General features: G+C 38.2%; 14 protein-coding genes. 1 reads left to right on the top strand and 13 read right to left on the bottom strand.

Annotated features, from left to right (window positions below; all coding sequences use genetic code 11):
• Nucleotides 1–43 precede the first annotated feature (43 nt).
• The 6 genes from CGC48_RS01730 to CGC48_RS01755 form a co-directional block, all read right to left on the bottom strand.
• The gene (locus tag CGC48_RS01730) at nt 44–1216 is read right to left on the bottom strand and encodes a DUF4856 domain-containing protein (RefSeq protein ID WP_098028210.1); all 1173 of its coding nucleotides are present in this window, start codon (nt 1214–1216) and stop codon (nt 44–46) included.
• A gap of 107 nt (nt 1217–1323) precedes the next feature.
• Nucleotides 1324–1917 carry a hypothetical protein gene (locus CGC48_RS01735; protein WP_232780527.1) on the bottom strand — a complete coding sequence of 198 codons (594 nt, stop codon included), beginning with the start codon at nt 1915–1917 and terminating at the stop codon, nt 1324–1326.
• A gap of 26 nt (nt 1918–1943) precedes the next feature.
• A complete protein-coding gene (locus CGC48_RS01740) occupies nt 1944–2975 on the bottom strand; it encodes a DUF4302 domain-containing protein (protein WP_098028212.1) in 1032 nt (343 codons plus the stop codon).
• Nucleotides 2976–2978: 3 nt separating this feature from the next.
• Nucleotides 2979–4109, bottom strand: a complete 1131-nt coding sequence (locus CGC48_RS01745; RefSeq protein ID WP_232780528.1) for a putative zinc-binding metallopeptidase — start codon at nt 4107–4109, stop codon at nt 2979–2981.
• 55 nt (nt 4110–4164) lie between these two features.
• On the bottom strand, nt 4165–5682 hold the full coding sequence (locus tag CGC48_RS01750) for a RagB/SusD family nutrient uptake outer membrane protein (protein ID WP_098029729.1): 1518 nt from the start codon (nt 5680–5682) through the stop codon (nt 4165–4167).
• A gap of 98 nt (nt 5683–5780) precedes the next feature.
• Nucleotides 5781–6614, bottom strand: a complete 834-nt coding sequence (locus CGC48_RS01755; RefSeq protein ID WP_232780529.1) for a class I SAM-dependent methyltransferase — start codon at nt 6612–6614, stop codon at nt 5781–5783.
• Nucleotides 6615–6713: 99 nt separating this feature from the next.
• Between CGC48_RS01755 and CGC48_RS11770 the strand changes: the two genes are divergently transcribed.
• Nucleotides 6714–6995 (top strand): hypothetical protein, encoded by a 282-nt coding sequence (locus CGC48_RS11770; protein ID WP_198537146.1) that lies wholly within the window; start codon nt 6714–6716, stop codon nt 6993–6995.
• A gap of 226 nt (nt 6996–7221) precedes the next feature.
• Here the strand turns inward: CGC48_RS11770 and CGC48_RS01765 are convergent, their stop codons facing one another.
• The 7 genes from CGC48_RS01765 to CGC48_RS01795 all read right to left on the bottom strand — a co-directional run bounded on the left by CGC48_RS01765 (nt 7222) and on the right by CGC48_RS01795 (nt 17450).
• Nucleotides 7222–7857: a cysteine hydrolase family protein gene (locus CGC48_RS01765; RefSeq protein ID WP_232780530.1), complete on the bottom strand. Its 636-nt coding sequence runs from the start codon at nt 7855–7857 to the stop codon at nt 7222–7224.
• 19 nt (nt 7858–7876) lie between these two features.
• The gene (locus tag CGC48_RS01770; protein ID WP_098028215.1) at nt 7877–8929 is read right to left on the bottom strand and encodes an LLM class flavin-dependent oxidoreductase; all 1053 of its coding nucleotides are present in this window, start codon (nt 8927–8929) and stop codon (nt 7877–7879) included.
• Nucleotides 8930–8986: 57 nt separating this feature from the next.
• The gene (locus CGC48_RS01775) at nt 8987–9613 is read right to left on the bottom strand and encodes a class I SAM-dependent methyltransferase (protein ID WP_098028216.1); all 627 of its coding nucleotides are present in this window, start codon (nt 9611–9613) and stop codon (nt 8987–8989) included.
• Nucleotides 9614–9948: 335 nt separating this feature from the next.
• Nucleotides 9949–10308 (bottom strand): DUF2834 domain-containing protein, encoded by a 360-nt coding sequence (locus CGC48_RS01780; RefSeq protein WP_095919758.1) that lies wholly within the window; start codon nt 10306–10308, stop codon nt 9949–9951.
• Between the two features lie 84 nt (nt 10309–10392).
• Nucleotides 10393–13755, bottom strand: a complete 3363-nt coding sequence (locus tag CGC48_RS01785; RefSeq protein ID WP_232780531.1) for a SusC/RagA family TonB-linked outer membrane protein — start codon at nt 13753–13755, stop codon at nt 10393–10395.
• Between the two features lie 11 nt (nt 13756–13766).
• Nucleotides 13767–14969: a PD-(D/E)XK nuclease family protein gene (locus tag CGC48_RS01790; RefSeq protein ID WP_157909843.1), complete on the bottom strand. Its 1203-nt coding sequence runs from the start codon at nt 14967–14969 to the stop codon at nt 13767–13769.
• 252 nt (nt 14970–15221) lie between these two features.
• A complete protein-coding gene (locus CGC48_RS01795; protein WP_098028218.1) occupies nt 15222–17450 on the bottom strand; it encodes a TonB-dependent receptor family protein in 2229 nt (742 codons plus the stop codon).
• Nucleotides 17451–17738 lie beyond the last annotated feature (288 nt).

The following is a 17738-nucleotide window of genomic DNA, read 5'->3' on the forward strand; positions in this document are numbered from 1 at the left end:
TTTTTACTGATTTCTTCTTAATGAAAAGAAAATCCACTTTACTTTATCTTTTTATATCATTGATTGAAATTCCGAAAGGCTTTCCTATTTCGGAAGCAATATTCTTTAAAGAACCTTTATGATTAACATCGGAAAGGAGCTTGTCTTTATCCCACAAACCTTTATCATTTTTAAGTTCTTGCAGGTAACTTTGGATTTCCTCATACGTGAAATAAGGTTTTCCCTCTGCGTTTCTGGCAAATTGCATCGTATAAATGAGTCCGTACGCACGAGAAATAAAAGGAAACGCATAGCCCGTTCCCTCATCCATATTGACTAAGGTGTTTTCACCCACCAAAATATCCACAATCTGAATGGCGATGGCTCGGGAAAGCTCACTTCTGATGGTTTTCAGATGTTTTTTCATATCCTCATAACGATATCTTCCCAACTCAATACGCCCCTGAACAAAAGCATTAAAGAGAGTGCGTTCGCTATCTTTGAGCAAAGCAATTCCCTCAGCTTGTACCAGTGGCCGCAAGAAAGCGAAGTATCCGTACGCCAAATCCCAATGATGTTCCAGCTCGGTGTAATTCCTTCCCACCAGTAACTCCACATTTTCGTGTTTGGCGATAAGCTCAGTATTGTCAAAAAATTGTTCGTCCAAGTGATAATTCAGGATTTTATCCAAATAAATAGCTCCCATTAGTGAATTGTTGAAAATTTCAGCTACCACCAAGCCTTTTTCATCTGCAAAGGAAAGATTTACATCACCGATACTTTGCCCGATATATCCCGTGCGTCCGTAGTTAGCAGGACGATTTCTGTGGTCAGAAGGATTGGCTTCTCCTCTTCCTGCAATCGCACTTGATACATCAATGAGCGTTATTATATCTTGTTCAATAACCGATTTTTTAGCAAGATGCAAAGGCGAAGTAGCTATCTCTTCTTTCGGTTTTAGGTGATACATTCCGTTGGTAAACAATCCCATTACCTCATCGTAATTGCTTTGATTTGAAATCTGAGCTCTTTTCAGATAAGAATTATAGATTCGGTCGATAGGTTCTTTGACCAGTTCGCATTCCAACACGTCAACGCTACTGCTTCCATTGCGGGAAAAGCTGTACTTGAGTTCCGGAGGCAAAGGTTCTATGTATGCCGACTCTACCGTCTCTCCCTCGCCTTTGTTACACCCCAACACCAAAAGGGACACTATTAAAATTGTATATTTCCACATATTTTTTCTGTTTGTAAGAACAAGAAGTGCCTTGTTCAGTTGGTTATTTAATTTTGTGTGTTATCTTCATTCTCAATACAATTTGTTTCGCTGTCGTTCCAACACGTTTATGGCAAAATAATATATTCGCAATACGGAGACGGAATTCTGTTAGGTCCTTCATTGTTTTGCGATTGCTCGGTACTAAGGGTCGGAACAACAATAAGTCCATCTTTTGAAACGGCTGAGATACTTGCTTTTATGTTGGAACCTCTATCACCAATTCCGTTGACTAACAAATACATTGGGTAGCCTGACTTTACTCGAAACGTTTTAGAAAATTCCACGCCATCAGTAAGTTTGTAAGTTATATTACTGTTCGAAGCATCTGACCCCACTGCAACTATTTGCTTTTTGTCATCAATAAAACGAACTTCAAATCTGGCAAGTGAGGAAGTTTGTGGAGCCTCTCTGTACTGGCATTTTATGGTTACGTCGTACTCCCGCTGGTTATCAATGGAAACTCCAGGGTAGCGATAACTACTCAAAGCATCATTAGGATTGCACAATCGGATATTCATATCCTCGTAGGCATTTTCAGGTTTTTCAATTCCTTTCCAAGGAAATAATTTACTGTAATCTTCCTCCATTGGGTCGCTATCTTTTACATTGCAGGAAAAAATCCCCAATAATATTATCAAAAATAAATATTTTCTATTCATTGTTATATTATTTTTTTCGCTTGTTTCTATTTGTCAACTATTTCAGCAACAAAATGCGTCGGTTCGCCATCAGGATAAAGATGTTTGCTTACAAACATATATCTTCTATAAATAGGGTCGTACACTTTAACCAATTCGCATACAAATGTATTTCCTTTTCGCTCAAAATCATAAAAAATATAATCTTTATCGTACCGAATTCCCGTTCTGAATGTAATTCCTTGCTCTGTTCCTACATATCCTGACCCCAAAGCGTAACTCTCATCAGGAACTGTAATATTCGGGTTAGCATTCCATTTCTTACCCGCCAGAAAAACATAATACCGATTGGCAGTCATCGATTTCAAAAAACGATTGTATTCAGGAGTTCCCGTTGTGGTTTTGATAACAACGTCACTTTGGAAAAAAACACGGCTTCCTTTTCGGATAACAATTTGCGGATTTTTCATTTTTGCAAAAAACGTTCTATTTTCGTATGCTTTCTGAACATTATTCTCTGATGGATGCTTCCACGCTTCTTCTGATTTTAGCTTTTCAAAAACGATGTATTCACGAGCAGGTTCGATAGAATTAGTGGTTTTGAACAACAAATTTTGGTCAAAATCCTTACGCAAATACAAAAAATCAGACTTACCTTCTAATTGTTCGTTTACCAATTGATGAATGTAATTATAAGTCGTAAAACTAAGTTCCGTAAAGGTATTTTGCTTGACTTCAAACTGACTTTCTTGTGGTTTTGAACTGCTATTCGCGTCAAAATCAGCCAACATTGTTACCTTTCCTTCGGGAGTAAATTTCATCAGAAAATAATGCCCCCCGTATCCGTATTGGTCTCTGTAATAGAAAATTTCTTTCTTAAAAACTTCGTCTTTATTACTAAAAGCCAATGAATCCGTTTTTGAAAAATACATCACCTTCCAGCCATAAGGAGCCTCCGTAAGTTCCTTACGTAATTCATTGATATTTTGCAGATTTCTTTGCGAAGGAGAAATTTCTTTGTCTTCCTTTTTGCAAGAAAAAAGTCCTATTATAGCCAACAGAATAAGATATTTTTTCATATTTTATTGATTTACGTATGATTTAAGTCGCTGAATGCTGATGGTTTGCATTCGTTTGAGATTGATTTTGATTTCCTTTTTGAAATAATCTTCTACAAATTCTTGCTTTTGACGAAGTTTTTTTACCGCTTCTTGGGCTTCTTGCTGGTCTTCTGGGTCGGAAGGATTAAAAGGTATTCCGCCCAATGCGATAGCGTTTTCAACATCTTTGGCACTGTGCGTCAGATAAGTGCTAACTACCTCAGCCATATCATCTTCAGGAGAAAGCATCGAATGAATGGTAAAAAAACCTCTACGATTGGCTCTAACTCCTTCGGTACTAACCACCTCCGAAACCGGATTTCCGTTATTAAGCACCTCCTCGCAATTGTCTTTGTATAATTTCCCTTGCGTGGTTACATTTTTTCCAACACTGAAAAATCCCATACGAAGTGTCAGGAAATCTTGGTCGGCTTTTACCACATACGCAAACGATTGGTTGGCTTGTACATCTCGGTCTCTTGTACAATCAGAAGCCTTACGGATATATTTGGCAATGGGCTCTCTTTCAGGCAATTCTTTCGTATTAGACACATATCCTCCTGAACTGATTTTCAAAAATTTATCTCGGTCGTAAGGCAATAATTCCATCAATCGTTTGGCAAATTGGTGGTGTACGCTTCGCATTAGAGTAAAGACTTTAGCATAATCTTTCTCATCGAAATTATTGACGTCGTACAAGTGCATTTCTGTCGAAGTAGCCGCAGTGTTCGACAATAATTCCACTCCATTTTCATCAACATTTTGCCCTCCATACATATAAATCTTAATCGGATTTTTTCCTTTTAAGAAATCCTTTCCACCCACATTTGCCAATGTATAGGTTTCGAGCCATAAATGCTTTATGGTTTGCAATACCTTTTGAATATTTTTAGCCTCTGGCGGATAGGTGTAACTTCCCTTTGGAGCCGTATTTCCATCCCAACGATAATTGACCTCAATTCCGTAAGGTAGGGTAAACTCATTGCGTATCCAAGTGTCCAATTCGGTATAATTACGTTGCACAATGTTGGCTTCCACCACGCTTTGGTCGGATAGCTTTTCTTTGTTACAACTGAGCAAAACCAATGTTAATATTATGTATATTCTTCTCATTGTATGTTGATTATTTTTTATTTTAAGCGGAAAGGACGTGTCCATTCCCCACAAATTATCTTGGATTGGGTGCTAAACCTCGATTGATGGCTTCGGCAGGAATTTGCAATAACTTTCGTGGGTCTTCCTTGCGAAGCGGTTGATAAATCGGATTTTTAGAGTTTCGGCGAATAGGAATGTAAAATCGGCGAATATCAAACCAACGCAATCCCTCGTGCAGAAATTCTTTCTGACGAAAATCCGAAATGATTTTAACCAAAGCCAATTGCTTTAAAGTCAACCCATAAAAAGGACTATACACTTCATAAAAACTACTATTGATTGATGTGTACGACTCATTAGAACACGGCGGAACCGCCAAATTTCCGTATTTTCCTCGTATGTATTCTTTCAAATCTTCAACCGATTTTTCGTATTCACGCTTCATTGCGTAGGCTTCCATTCGGTTAAGCAAAACTTCATCAGTGGTGAAAAGCACATTGGTTACGTACAAATCTTTGGGCTTCGTTCCTGTGCTTCCCAAAAGAGACAATTCATCGAACTTGGCAATATACGTTCCGTTATTTACAGGTCGTTCCGAATCGGAAAACAGATAAGTTGTTACGTAATTGAGCTTTCTTCCTGCATCACTATCACAACCATCAATGCCTTTTGAAGCGAATATCTCACTGATTTTTTGGTCAGTAAATCCGTATTTATCAACAGGTAAATTACGTTTCCAACGCGATTCGGTAGTAGTAATTAGCAGATTAGCAGGTTCTTCCGTTGCGGCATAGGTGGCGAACAAAGATTTACGATTACTGCCGTGCAATCTGGCGTAATGTTCCCAATTTCGCAAGGCTTGTTTTGGGTTGCTTCCCAGAACATAATCGGCGTACTCAATAACCAAATCCCATTCGCCTTTTATCAAGTAAAACCTCGAAGCAAAAGCATAAGCCGCCTTTTTGTTAAAATGAAACTTAGGCTTTTTGTAAAAATTATCATCAACCAACGTAATTCCTAACTTCAAATCGGCTTCTATTTTTTCGTAAACTTCAGCAACTGTTCCACGTTTGTAATCGACTAAAGCGTGTTTTTCGGGTTTGGTAAGATACGGAATACCAGCACTATTCTTGGCTTTTTCTGTTCCGTAAGGTTCTGCCCAGATGTTTACCAACATAAAGTGCAAATACGCTCGAAGCAAAAAAGCCTCTCCGTACAGAGCCTTTACGCGGTCCGTTTTCGGATATGAAGCCAACAATTCCAACGCTTTGTTTGCCTGTGCAATACCTGCATAACACGCATTCCAGTAGTTTAAGGGCGTGTCCAAATCTTCTTGGTCGTAATCCTCCCAGAAGTACATCGCTTCGTTCAGACGCGTGTGTACTCCTCCGATTCGCTCCTCGACATTATCGGTTCGGGCTTCCAAAAAAGCAAAATAACTCGCCTGAGGATAAGCTCCTGTGAGTAATTCTGCTATTTTTTCTTCCGAATCAATTGCCACATTGAGCGACGAATCAGGGTCTTTGTCCAAAAAACCTTGACACGAGGTCAGAAACAAGCCTACTAATGTTAGTTTTATGATTGATTTCATATCTTTTTGATATTTACGCATATTTTTTTCTATCTTTTATATTCCCTACCTCGTTCTAAAAGGAAATATTTTATGTTAAAATTCATACTTCTTGTGGTTTATCTTCCTAAATCTAACTGCACGATTCGCTGATTGAAATTTTTATAAAAATACGGAATTTTGTAAAACATTCTCGATATCCACGGGAAGCGTCCGTTGTCGTAATCGCTCATATAAAATTCGTTTTGTAGGTGAATATTTTTGTTCCATTGCTCCATATCTTTGGTGTTGAGTAACGACCATTTGAATTCAGCTTTCCCCGCAGTTTTTTTCACGGAATCGTGGTTCTTCGCTCGTCCAACCCCTTTGTAAAATAGCATATCAAAAAGTACCGAAGTACGCACCCCTTCAAAACGAGAGCAAAGCTCATTGAAAAAATCCTGAACTTCCTTCGGAGTGAAGTACATTAGTACGCCTTCGATGATTATCAAAATGGGCTTGTGATGCAAAAGCACTTTATCTACCCAACGATAATCGAAAAGCGATAATGGCAAAAATGTATTTCGTTCGTCCTCTGTTAATAGTTGTTTTCGGATACTAATAACTTCGGATAAATCAAGGTCGTACCAATGGGTGAAAGACGCTGTTTTCAGTCGGTTATAACGTGTGTCCAAACCTGCTCCCAACTGAATTACCACCGCATCGGGGTACTGATTCAGGAACGCTTTCGTCTGCTCATCAATCAGTTTAGCTCGAATGCAAACACCTACTTGCGACATTTTTGCACCTTCAAACTTTGAAAAATCATAATCAACACGCTCCTTCATTTCGATGGCTTTTTCATCACGAATTAACGCATCAGCTCGTTTGCTTTCTGTGGCTCTCGCCCATAAAGTGATGAGCATCGTTTCGGGAATATCCCCTAATTGAGTTGTTGTTATTTCGTTTTTCATTTTACTTATATTTTTTCAAATACTTTTCATTTACAAATCGGATATATTTTACCTCAACCAATTCATTTTTATGCTTTTTTCCACATTCAAACAAAAAATATGGATTACCAAAAACAAAAACCTTTTATTCTTACTTTTCAGGATTTGCCCGAAGTGTTAATCCGAATGTTTTTACTTTTCGGGATTTGCCCGAAGCATCAATCCAAGTGTTTTTACTTTTCGGGATTTGCCCGAAGCATCAATCCAAGTGTTTTTACTTTTCGGAATTTGCCCGAAGCGTCAATCCGAATGTTTTTAACCTTTCAAGATTTGCCCGAAGCATCAATCCAAGTGTTTTTACTTTTCGGGATTTGCCCGAAGCGTAAATCCGAATGTTTTTAACCTTCCAGTATTTGCCCGAAGCGTAAATTCGAGCGTTTTTTATCATTATCATTTCGAGTAAAGTCGAAAAACTATAATTTTTTTCAAAAAAAGGCTTCGACTTCATTTTTCCTGACAAACTCAACCCCAATCAGCTTGATATTAAACTTGATCCCTTTAACAAAATCCAACTTCATTCAACTTTAATATTCAAAACAAACTTTTTTAAAAAAGAGTTATTTTTCTTTCACTCAACTTCTTTAAAGAACTGCTCTGTACTTACCACCTTTGCATAAAAATAATTCAGTGCAGCTAAAAAAGAATTATGTACCTCACTTGCTGATACTTTTACCTCGTTGTAATCAAGGTTTTTAGTAGTACACGCATCGCCTACAACCACACAATCGAAACCAAAATCCTTAGCAGCTCGTGTAGTTGCATCAATACACATATGTGTCATCATACCGCAAATGACTACTCGCTCTATCTTCATTGACTTTAAATATTCCAAAAGTTCTGTCTCTCTAAAACTATTGGGAAAATGCTTTACTATGACCTTTTCTCCTTTATTAGGAGTTACATCAGAATGAATATCAGCTCCTTTTGTTCCAGCAATAAGAAATGTGGCATTGGCTCTATTGGCTATATGCTGAATATGAACAACAGGTAAGCTCTTTTTTCTAAAATCTTTCAAAAGTAACTTTGCATTCGCACTTGCTTTTTCAGGATTCATCAAAGGCATTGCTCCTCCTTCAAAATAATCATTTTGAATGTCAACAATTAGTAAAGCTGTTTTCATATTTGTATCTCTCTTTTGTCCGTATGTAAAAGTATGCATCATAACTACACATATAAAGAGCAAATATTTTACACTAAAATTCATATTTCCATTCAATTTTGGTCTAATTTTTAAAATAAGCTCTTACTTTCGGAGCGACTTCCTTACCGAAAAGTTCAATGGCTTTCAGTACCGCTTGGTGAGGCAACGAACCGATAGGCATATGTAGCATAAATCGGTCTAATTGCAGGGTTTCAATAGTTTTTATAATCTTTTCAGTAACTACTTGTGGGTCGCCTACAAACATTGCTCCGTATTCCCCTACCGAATTCAAATATTGCTCTTTGGTAAGCGGTTGCCAATGGGGTCTATCTTTCGAGATGGCATCAACTACTTGTTTGGTTGGGTGAAAATACATATCAACGGCTTGTTGGTTATCTTCAGCGATGAATCCCCACGAGTGTGATGCTACTTGCAACTGCTCTGCCGTGTGTCCCCACTGCTTACCTATTTGGCGATATGCATCAATCAGTTGTTTGAATGCACGAGGCTCTCCCCCAATGATAGCAAAAGCGATAGGCAATCCCATTTTGGCAGTGCGAACGGCAGTTTCAGGGCTTCCGCCTGTGGCTACCCAAATGGGTAACTTTTCTTGCACGGCTCTGGGATAAACTCCCCTTGCGTCCACCGAATGCGTTAGTCGTCCTTCCCAAGTAAGAAGTTCTTTTTCGGAAATTTCCAAAAGCATATCCAACTTTTCGTGAAATAATCCGTAGTAATCATCTAAGCTATACCCAAATAGCGGAAATGATTCGATGAAAGACCCTTTTCCGACCATTATTTCGGCTCTCCCGTTGGAAATAGCATCGAGGGTGGCAAAATTTTGATAAATACGAATAGGGTCAGAAGAGGAAAGCACCGTAACAGCACTCGACAGACGAATGTTTTTCGTATTCACTGCCCCTGCTGCCAACACCATTTCAGGCACCGATACGGCAAAATCCGAACGGTGATGCTCCCCAATGGCATAAATATCAAGCCCTACGGCATCGGCAAGTTCCATTTCTTCAACCATATTTTGTATTCTCTCAGCGTGTGAAATGGCTTTACCTGTGGCTTCCAGCGGAGTCGTTTCTCCAAAAGAAGTAATCCCTAATTCTATTTTTTTTGACTTCATTTTTATGTTCTTTCTTGTAGTATTTATTGTGCTATTCTATTTTTATATATTGTTATTTTATTGCTTCCGTGCTACAAATCGGATAACAGAACCTATTCCATTATGAAGAAGACCTTCGGAAAGTGCTACTTCTTGCTCAACCAATGTTTCAAACTCAAAATCAGCAAAATCGGATTGAATTTCTTCCAAAGAGAACAATGACTCAGCATCGGCTGGTCCTCCTATTTTCGGATTTTTCTTCCGATAGTCAAGATGTTTTTTGCTAAATCCTTCAAAAATAATGATACCTCCTTTTTTCAGAAGGGTAATCAACTTTTGATGATAGGCGGAACGTATTTGGGGCGGAAAATGAGCATAAATCAGTGCAATTGCATCGAATGAGGCTTTGTCAAAGTCCAAATTAGGCAGTTCGCCAACCTTGTAGTTTACAAAAACATCATTTTCTTTTGCCAATTGCAATGCTTTTTTCTTTCCCTCTTCACTAATATCGAAAGCGGTTACTTCCCACTGATTTTTAGCCGCATACACTGCATTTCTACCCTCTCCTTCTGCTGGTAATAAGATAGAAAGCGGACGAAGTCTGTCAATTTCCTCCTTAAAAAACCGATTGGGCGACTTGCCATATACAAAATCATCAGTTTTATAATGATTATTCCACTTTTCTATCCAAATATGACTATCCATTTTCTACTATTTCCTATTTTTTTACTTTTAATTATTTAGGCGAAGCTCCAAAACGAGTGTTTTTTACTTTCAACCAATTAGGCGAAACCCAAGACCGAGTGTTTTCTACTTTCGACCAGTTAGGCGAAACCCCAGACCGAGTGGTTTCTGCTTTCGACTAATTAGGCGAAGCCTCAAAACGAGTGGTTTCTACTTTCAACCAGTTAGGCGAAGCTCAAAAACGAGCGTTTTCTACCTTCAACTAATTAGGTGAAGCTCCAAAACAAGTGTTTTCTCAATTCCTAATTCTATTTTTTCACCTAATCTTATTAAAATCACAAGAGGCTAATTTATCTTTATTTAGCTGTTCTATTTTGTTTTTTGGTCAAAATTGCCAGATATAAAGGAAATGCAAATGCCAAAGCCACCATCGTAGCAAGAACGATGTACAATAGCGGATATTTTATCCCATATTTTTTTGACGAAGCAAAAACAAACGTGATAAATGCAATATTTACTATGGTTAAATCTACGGCAAAAGAAGTTGTAACGGCATTGACCGACAAATCAGAAAATAATGTCGCTGAAAAAAAATCACCTCCAGCAGCCATATATTCTAAGTTATACTTCCAAGTAAATAGCAACCCAATAATGGCTATTGCGTAATACAAATTCACCAAATTGAAAATTTTAGATGTTTTTTTTGTTGTCTGCATATTACTTAATAATTGATTATAAAGTTATTTGTGCTGTATGTACTATTTCTTATTGTATTTACTAAGGTTACAATGAACAAGAAGTTAAAACCCAACATTTACCGTCAACGTAAATTGTTTTGGCGTTGGTAGCGATACCCCACCTGAACGATAATATTCAGGGTCTTGACCTTTAAGACGTTTGTCCGAATAAATCAAAAACGGATTGGTAACCTGTCCTCGCACATTGATGGTACTCAAGCCGAATTTCTTTGCATAATGTTCTGGAACGTTGTAACCAAGTGAAATGTTTTTCATTCGCACGAAACTTCCGTCGGCTACCCTATTTTGTGAATAATTATAGGTATTATACGCCCGTTCGATGTTCTCCTCGCCAATAAGTCGGATTAAATCTTGCGAAGGCAACGCAGGAACTTCCGTTCGCCACTCATCACCTGGGGCAATCCATCGGTTGTAATATTCAGTTGAAAAAACATTTAGGTCAGCAAAGGCTGGGTCGAACGACGGATTTAACCGAATTTTATTCCCCGCCTGTGCCGTGATGAAAAACGAAAGCTCCCAATTCTTATACTGAAAGGTATTAGACAAACCACTATTCACATTTGGCTCAATCGAACCGTGATAAATCAAATACGTTTTAGAATACTGGGCGTCCAGAAAATCGGCTCCCGCAATGTTGCCATACGCTCGGTTATTAAGCGGATACAAGCCAAAATCAAAAGTCGGCAATCCGTACGAATTCAAACCTTGATAGTTGAACGAAAAGAGCGACCCTTTCGGAAACCCAACGATGTTCCCGCGTCCCGCCCCAGCAACCATATCAAAGGTGTTGGGCGTATTGAGCAATCGGGTGATTTCCTGATTCATATAACTTATGGTGAAGTTGGTCGTCCATTTGAAATCATCCGTCAAAATGTTTTTAGAATTTAAAGCCAATTCCACGCCTCGCGTACGCATGTCGCCAAAGTTAGCGTATTTGTAGTACTGCCCACCCACGCCCGAAGTGCGGATAAGGTCAATCAGGTCGAACGAATTACGTTGATACACGTCAATGGTTGCATTCAGGCGATTGTTGAAAAATCCGGCATCGATACCAATATTCAATTCGTACATTTTCTCCCACGTAAGGTCGCGATTTTCCAAATGGAGGATACGCAGTGCGTTTTCGCGGTCTTCAAATCGGAAACGATTTAAAATCTGGTTTTTGTACACCGCATTTGAGTTGATGGCTTGTTCGTTCATCTTGGCAGTAAGCCCATAACTGGCACGGAAAGCAAGGGTTGAGAAATAGTTCTGGTCTTTCATAAAACTTTCTTGGTCGATATTCCATTTTCCACCAATATTCCAAGTAGGAAGCCATTGCGAACGGCTGTTTCTACCCGCTGTATTCGATCCCTCGTAGTTAAGCACCGTGTTGAAAATGTATTTTCCTTGGTAACCATACGTACCACTTAGTGAGAAGGTTACTCCGCGTTCGTATCGCTCCAAAAGCGAGAAATAATCCGTTCCTTCATTTAATAATTTTTGGAAAATAAGCGGATTGGTAAAGATTTGATTGCCTTTATCATACTGAATGCCGTATCCTTGAAACGGATTTACGCTACGGTCAGCCGAACGAATTTCGGCAAAGCCAAACCCTTTGATGTCGTGTTCGCCCAATTGTTTGTTGTAGTCCAACGCAAAACGAGCTTGGTAACTTTTGAGGGTGGTTTCGGTTTTGTTGAAAATTCCGCCGTGAGTCAGCCCTACTTTGGGTTGCAAAAGCGGATTATCCTTGTCTTTTATCAGATAGATGTTCTGCTGAGCCACCCAAGGAGTTTCGTTGGCACGAAAAGCCTGAACTACATTCGAACCCTCTTTGATGAAATGCGATGTCGCCGTAAAAGCTTGTCGTGTAGAAAGCAATACAGTTGCTTCCAAGTCGTTATTAAACTTATAAGAGGCTTCTCCTTGTATTTTGAAGTCTAACAGATTTATATTTAGATAATTATTTTGGTATTCGTTTAGAATATTGAAAGGAGCCCAATTGTTGCGATAGTATTCCAACTCGCCATTACTGCTACGCGGACGAAGCGTTCGGCTGGTGGATAAAGCATAGGAAAAAGGATTGATGTCAAAATCACGCTCGAACGAACCAATGGTCGTATTCTTGCGTTGCGTGAACGTTCCTGGGGCTTTTTGCTGACGCATATTTCCTTGTGCGGAAAGTGTCGTTTTGAATTTATCGTTGATGTAGAATGTATTTTTGAGATTAGCCGTGATGCGTTGTACATTGTCGGTAATTGTCCAGCCACCATCATTATAAAATCCGATAGAAGCATACGTTGTGGTATTTTTGCCTCCGCCCGAAAAAGTAATGGTGTGATTCTGAATGGGATTAAGCGTGAAAAGATGATTAAACCAATCAGTATTGGCGTATTCGCGTTCTTTGAAGAAAGCTCGTTTGCCTTCTTCTGTATTTTCATAGTAATATGTTCCTGTATTGGGGTTAATCGTGCTGATGCCTTTGTACCACTGATAATAAATACCACTGCGCCTGCCGTAAAGAGCATCGCGTAAACCGAAATACCCTTTGTTAGCCAGTTCTTGGTAAACGGACATTGTTTCTTGCGAATTTAACAAATCAAAATCTGCATACGAAGGTATCTGACGGAAACTTTGCTCGTAGGAATAGGTAATGCGATTTGGGGTGTCGCGTTTGCCCGATTTGGTTGTGATAACAATTACTCCATTTAACGCTCTCGCCCCATAAACGGAAGTCGCCGAAGCATCTTTAAGTACTTGAATATCCTGAATATCGGTAGCATTGAGTCCGGTTATGGCAGAACTGATAAGGGTTACGGCATCGCCTGAAACCAATTGGTCGAGACTAAGAGAAACTAAGTCCTCATACACTGCTCCGTCGATAACCCACAGCGGTTGCACATTCCCAATGATGGAAGCCCCACCACGAATGTTGATGCGTGGTGCCGAACCGAATGTACCCGTCACGTTTTGAATGGAAAGCCCTGCTACGCGTCCTTCGAGCATACGCGAAACATCTGCTACGCCGTCCATTTTTATTTCGTTCATTTTTACCGAAGCCGAAGCCCCTGTAAAAACACGACTTTTTATCTTCTGATATCCCGTAACAACCACCTCACCGAGCTGCTCAGTTTCTTCCTGAAGTGTAATCTTCAGATTATTGGACGTTATTTTTACTTTTTTCATCTGGAAACCAACATAGCTCACCTCCAACGTTTGCCCTTGTTCGCCTTTGATGGTAAATTTTCCTTCCATATCGGTAGTAACCCCCACATTTCTTTCTTTGAGAATTACAGTTGCCCCTAAAAGTGGCTCGCCTTTGGCGTCAGTAACTGTTCCTTTAATATCCGTCTGTGCCAATGCCCATTGCGAACATAATAAAAGTACGCTATATAGTAGTTTCTTTATCATTGATTGATTCATAAATGATAGATTTATTTTTCTAATGGGTTATCTTTACAATATTTAATAACCTTTTCTACAAATTCTTTGAACTCATTATATCCATTACCATCGTATGAAGTATATTTCCAACCATACCAAAAATCGCTATCAGAAATGAATTTACCCTCTTCATTAAACAACAAGGAGAAGAATTTCTTTATATTTTCTTCTTGTAAACCGCTTGAAAAATGCCTCCCAATTCCATAATATATTTTTCCCGAATATGAACTCCTTTCTATCAAAACTCCAAAAAAATAATCATCTTTTTTCATTTTCAAAACTGCATTTGGATAATCTTTATGGTCTGTATTATTGATAATTTCATAGTTAGAAAAATCATTTTTTAACTTATAGTAACATTCTTTCAAAAATTCGACTTCTATTTGTGATTTAACCATTGCCAATTGATTTTTAACTCTTTCTATATCATCTATTTTTTGATTTAAAACAGTGAGTTTTTCCTGTACCGAGTTTTCTTTGATATTTAATTGCGTTAATATTTCTTCTTGTAATTTTATATTCATTAGTTTTTGTATGGTTCTTAAATTAAAAAATCCTTCTAAATGGTCTGTATATTGTTCAATAGCACTTTTTAAGTGAATATCTTTAATTCGTATATTTGGTAAAATATCTTCTTTTAACCAATTCAATATATCGTCTTTAAAAGTCAGTTGAATATATCTTTTTTTTTCAAAATCGCTTCCTTTGTATTTTCCCCAACTTTCTTCTGTTGGTTCTTTCCTGCCGTCAGCAGAGAGATAAAGTACATAAATTTGATTATCTTTATATTGTGCTGTCAGTTTGTTGATATATTTTTCTATTTGTTTGTCTCGGTCAATGGCATTATGAATCTTATTCTCAAAAATAATGGCGTAATTTTTATCTTTTATAAGTATGTCAATTCTTCCCTTTTCGCAGGATATTGTTGGTTCTTGCACATTCAAATTGGAAAAATTACTATTACGCTCTGCAAGCAAACTCAAAAAAGAATTTAATATCTCATAATTTTTATCGTTTTTTTGTTCTAACAAACGTCCTAAAATTCGGCTATGAGCATTTTCATCAGCTCTCAATAAATCAATAATGTTTATATGATAAGGTAACTTTGCTTCTTCTTGCTTAATTTTCTCTGAAATAACATCACAAAACTCCGTAATTTCTTTAATTGTATTTATTTCGAAATTAGTATTCACTTTTATAATTGAATCTATTAAATCTAATACTTTTTTTATGTTCATAAAACTTATGAGGTACTTTATTTCTGTTTTACTTCATTATCAATTGATATTTGTCTGTTTGATCCGTGTTTTTATCAAAATTGAACTAGGCGATGCTCATTTCACTCGTGTTTTGAGCGAAATACAATTGTACATTCGGCATTTCACTCGTGTTTTAAATAAAATACAATTTTATATTTGGTAAGGACAGGACGTGTCCTGTTCCTACTAAAACTTCACATTTACCCCTGAATAAATACCAAAAGGATGTCCTGCTCGTAAGCCCGAAGGATGCCGCGACACCAAATAGGTTTTATTCGTTAGGTTGATAGCGTTCAGCGTAAGTGTCAAATACTTATTCACACGAGCTCTCGCCGATGCATCAATAATAGTATGTGCAGGTATTTTGTTATGCTCCGCAATACGTCCTTGCCCAGGTGTGGTACGCATATCGCCATTGTAACGCACCCCGATATTCAGTTCAAAACCTTTGTACTCCGCCCCTAAACTTGCATTGAAGCTGTGTTTGTTGATGTACGGAATTTCATCGCCCACAAACACACGTCCCCACGTATTTTCCTCGAAGGAATTAAGCATCTCGGTATCGGTGTAGGTGTATGAAATCTGTAAAGGTAATTTGAATTTGCTCGTTTCAGGCATCGGCTGATAATGTACTAAAAATTCCGCTCCTTTTACTTTGGCTTCTCCCACATCGAATTGCTCCAATGTACCGCTACCTCCAGCCGCTGCCAAATCGCTTCCCAACATATTGCTATATTTGTTGTAAAAACCAATGAGTTCGGCAGTTAAGTTGTTGGTTGTATATCGAGTTCCTAATTCCCAATTCACGCTACTTTCAGGTTTTTGATTCATTCCTGCACTTGGTGGGGAAAATCCTTTATGAATGCCTGAAAATACTGACCAAACGGGCAAAATCTTGTAATGTATCCCCAAACTCGGAATGAAAACTCGTGCGTGATTATCTACCTCACGACGGATTTTCCCCGAACGGCGAACATCATTCTTTGTATAATCTTTTTTATGCAAATCAATATCCTCGTAACGCAATCCAGCAGAAAGGGTAAGTGAACGATGAGTGATTTTCGTCAATAAATACGAAGCTAAGGCAGTTGCCGAAGTAATTCGGTTGGCTTGTGAACCGTGAATTCCTGCAAGGAAAAGCTGCATTTGTCCGTCTTTTATGGAATAACTATCGTCCCACTGAAAGCGGTCTTCTGCATCGGCGTGATAGCGTAAACCTGCTTCTACATCGAAGAAAGTTTCACCAATGTAGAAATGATAATCTGCCTTTGTTTGTAATCCTCTGGAAAAATAATCCCGATTGTTGGCTCGAACGATAAGTCCTTCACCGATATAATCCGCTTTTCCTGTCAAAATATCAAAGTACAAATGATTGGTTTCGGGGTCTTCCAATACGGCATTGATAGAACGCTTTTCGGCAGAAGTAATTCCTGCTTTCACGTCGTTGAGTTTGTACCAATTTCGGTGGAATTTTGTATAATACGCATTGGAAGTTATCTTAAACTTTGAAGAAATGTTGATGACGTACGTCCCCACCCACTGCTGATGCTTGGTTTTCATATTATCCATACGCGAACCTGCGTAGCGAAGGAAAGGTGTTGTTTTAAAATCGGTTTCGGAAACGCCTACGTAAGTTTCATCGGAATTTTCGTCGGCATACCCAAATTTAAGCTCAAAAGAATGATTTACGCCCTCTTCTTTATCGGTTTTTGTCATCATTTTGGCGATAAAATCATTACGTTTGAAACCTGCGTGTTGATTATCGGCAAACTTTTTAAATCCGTTGGACTGGTAACGCAAATATTCTACCAAATATCCAAAATGTTTGCGTTTGTCGCCCAAATTAAAATGACTTTTGAAGGTAGCATTCGTTCCGTAAGAAGTGGTGAGTTTCCCTGAAAATTTATTGGGAATGGGCGTGGAAACCATATTGATAGCCCCTCCGGTAGTGAAAGGACCATATTGCACTTGGCTACTTCCTTTAAGAACCTCAACGGCAGTCATTCGAGCCGCATTGGGGAAATAATACGCCGCTGGAGCGGAATACGGAGCAGGTGCCGCCAAAATGCCGTCTTCCATCAACGTGATTTTCTCACTCCGTTCGGCTTTAGTTCCCCGCAAACTGATATTAGGACGAAGCCCATAACCATCTTCTTCATAGCTGTTTACACCAGGTACGGCTTTGAGCATTCGGTTGATATCGGTATAGCCCAATTTTACGATTTCGGCAGGTGAAATATAATACGCTGAACCTGTTCTGTTTCGAGCTTGGAATTTACTTCCGAGTATTTGGTTGGCACTGATAACTACCTCTTCTAACTGTTGAATGGAATCTTTTTTTTGTTCCTTTTCCTGAGCGAAAACACTCATAGCCGTCAGAAGAAATAAAAAAGAACCTATCTTTTGGTAACACATAAAAACTTCTTACGATTTTTATTTAGATTATTTTTATAAGGCACAAAAGTAAAATTTATTTAGAATAAAGCCAAATAAATTTCTTTGAAAAAATCAACTGCTTACTTAAAAATTTCAGAAGAATAGTGTAATTATTATCAAAATAAATACTTTATAGAACTATAGAATGTATAAATAAATTTTGTGTTTTTTAACTACAAAATCATTTTTAAAAGGCTAAAAAACAATAATAAATAATGAAAAGAAGTTTCTTTTACACTTTCTCAGAAAAAACATAAAAAATAGTTA

The organism is Capnocytophaga cynodegmi, from assembly GCF_002302475.1.
Taxonomy (GTDB): Bacteria; Bacteroidota; Bacteroidia; order Flavobacteriales; family Flavobacteriaceae; genus Capnocytophaga; species Capnocytophaga cynodegmi.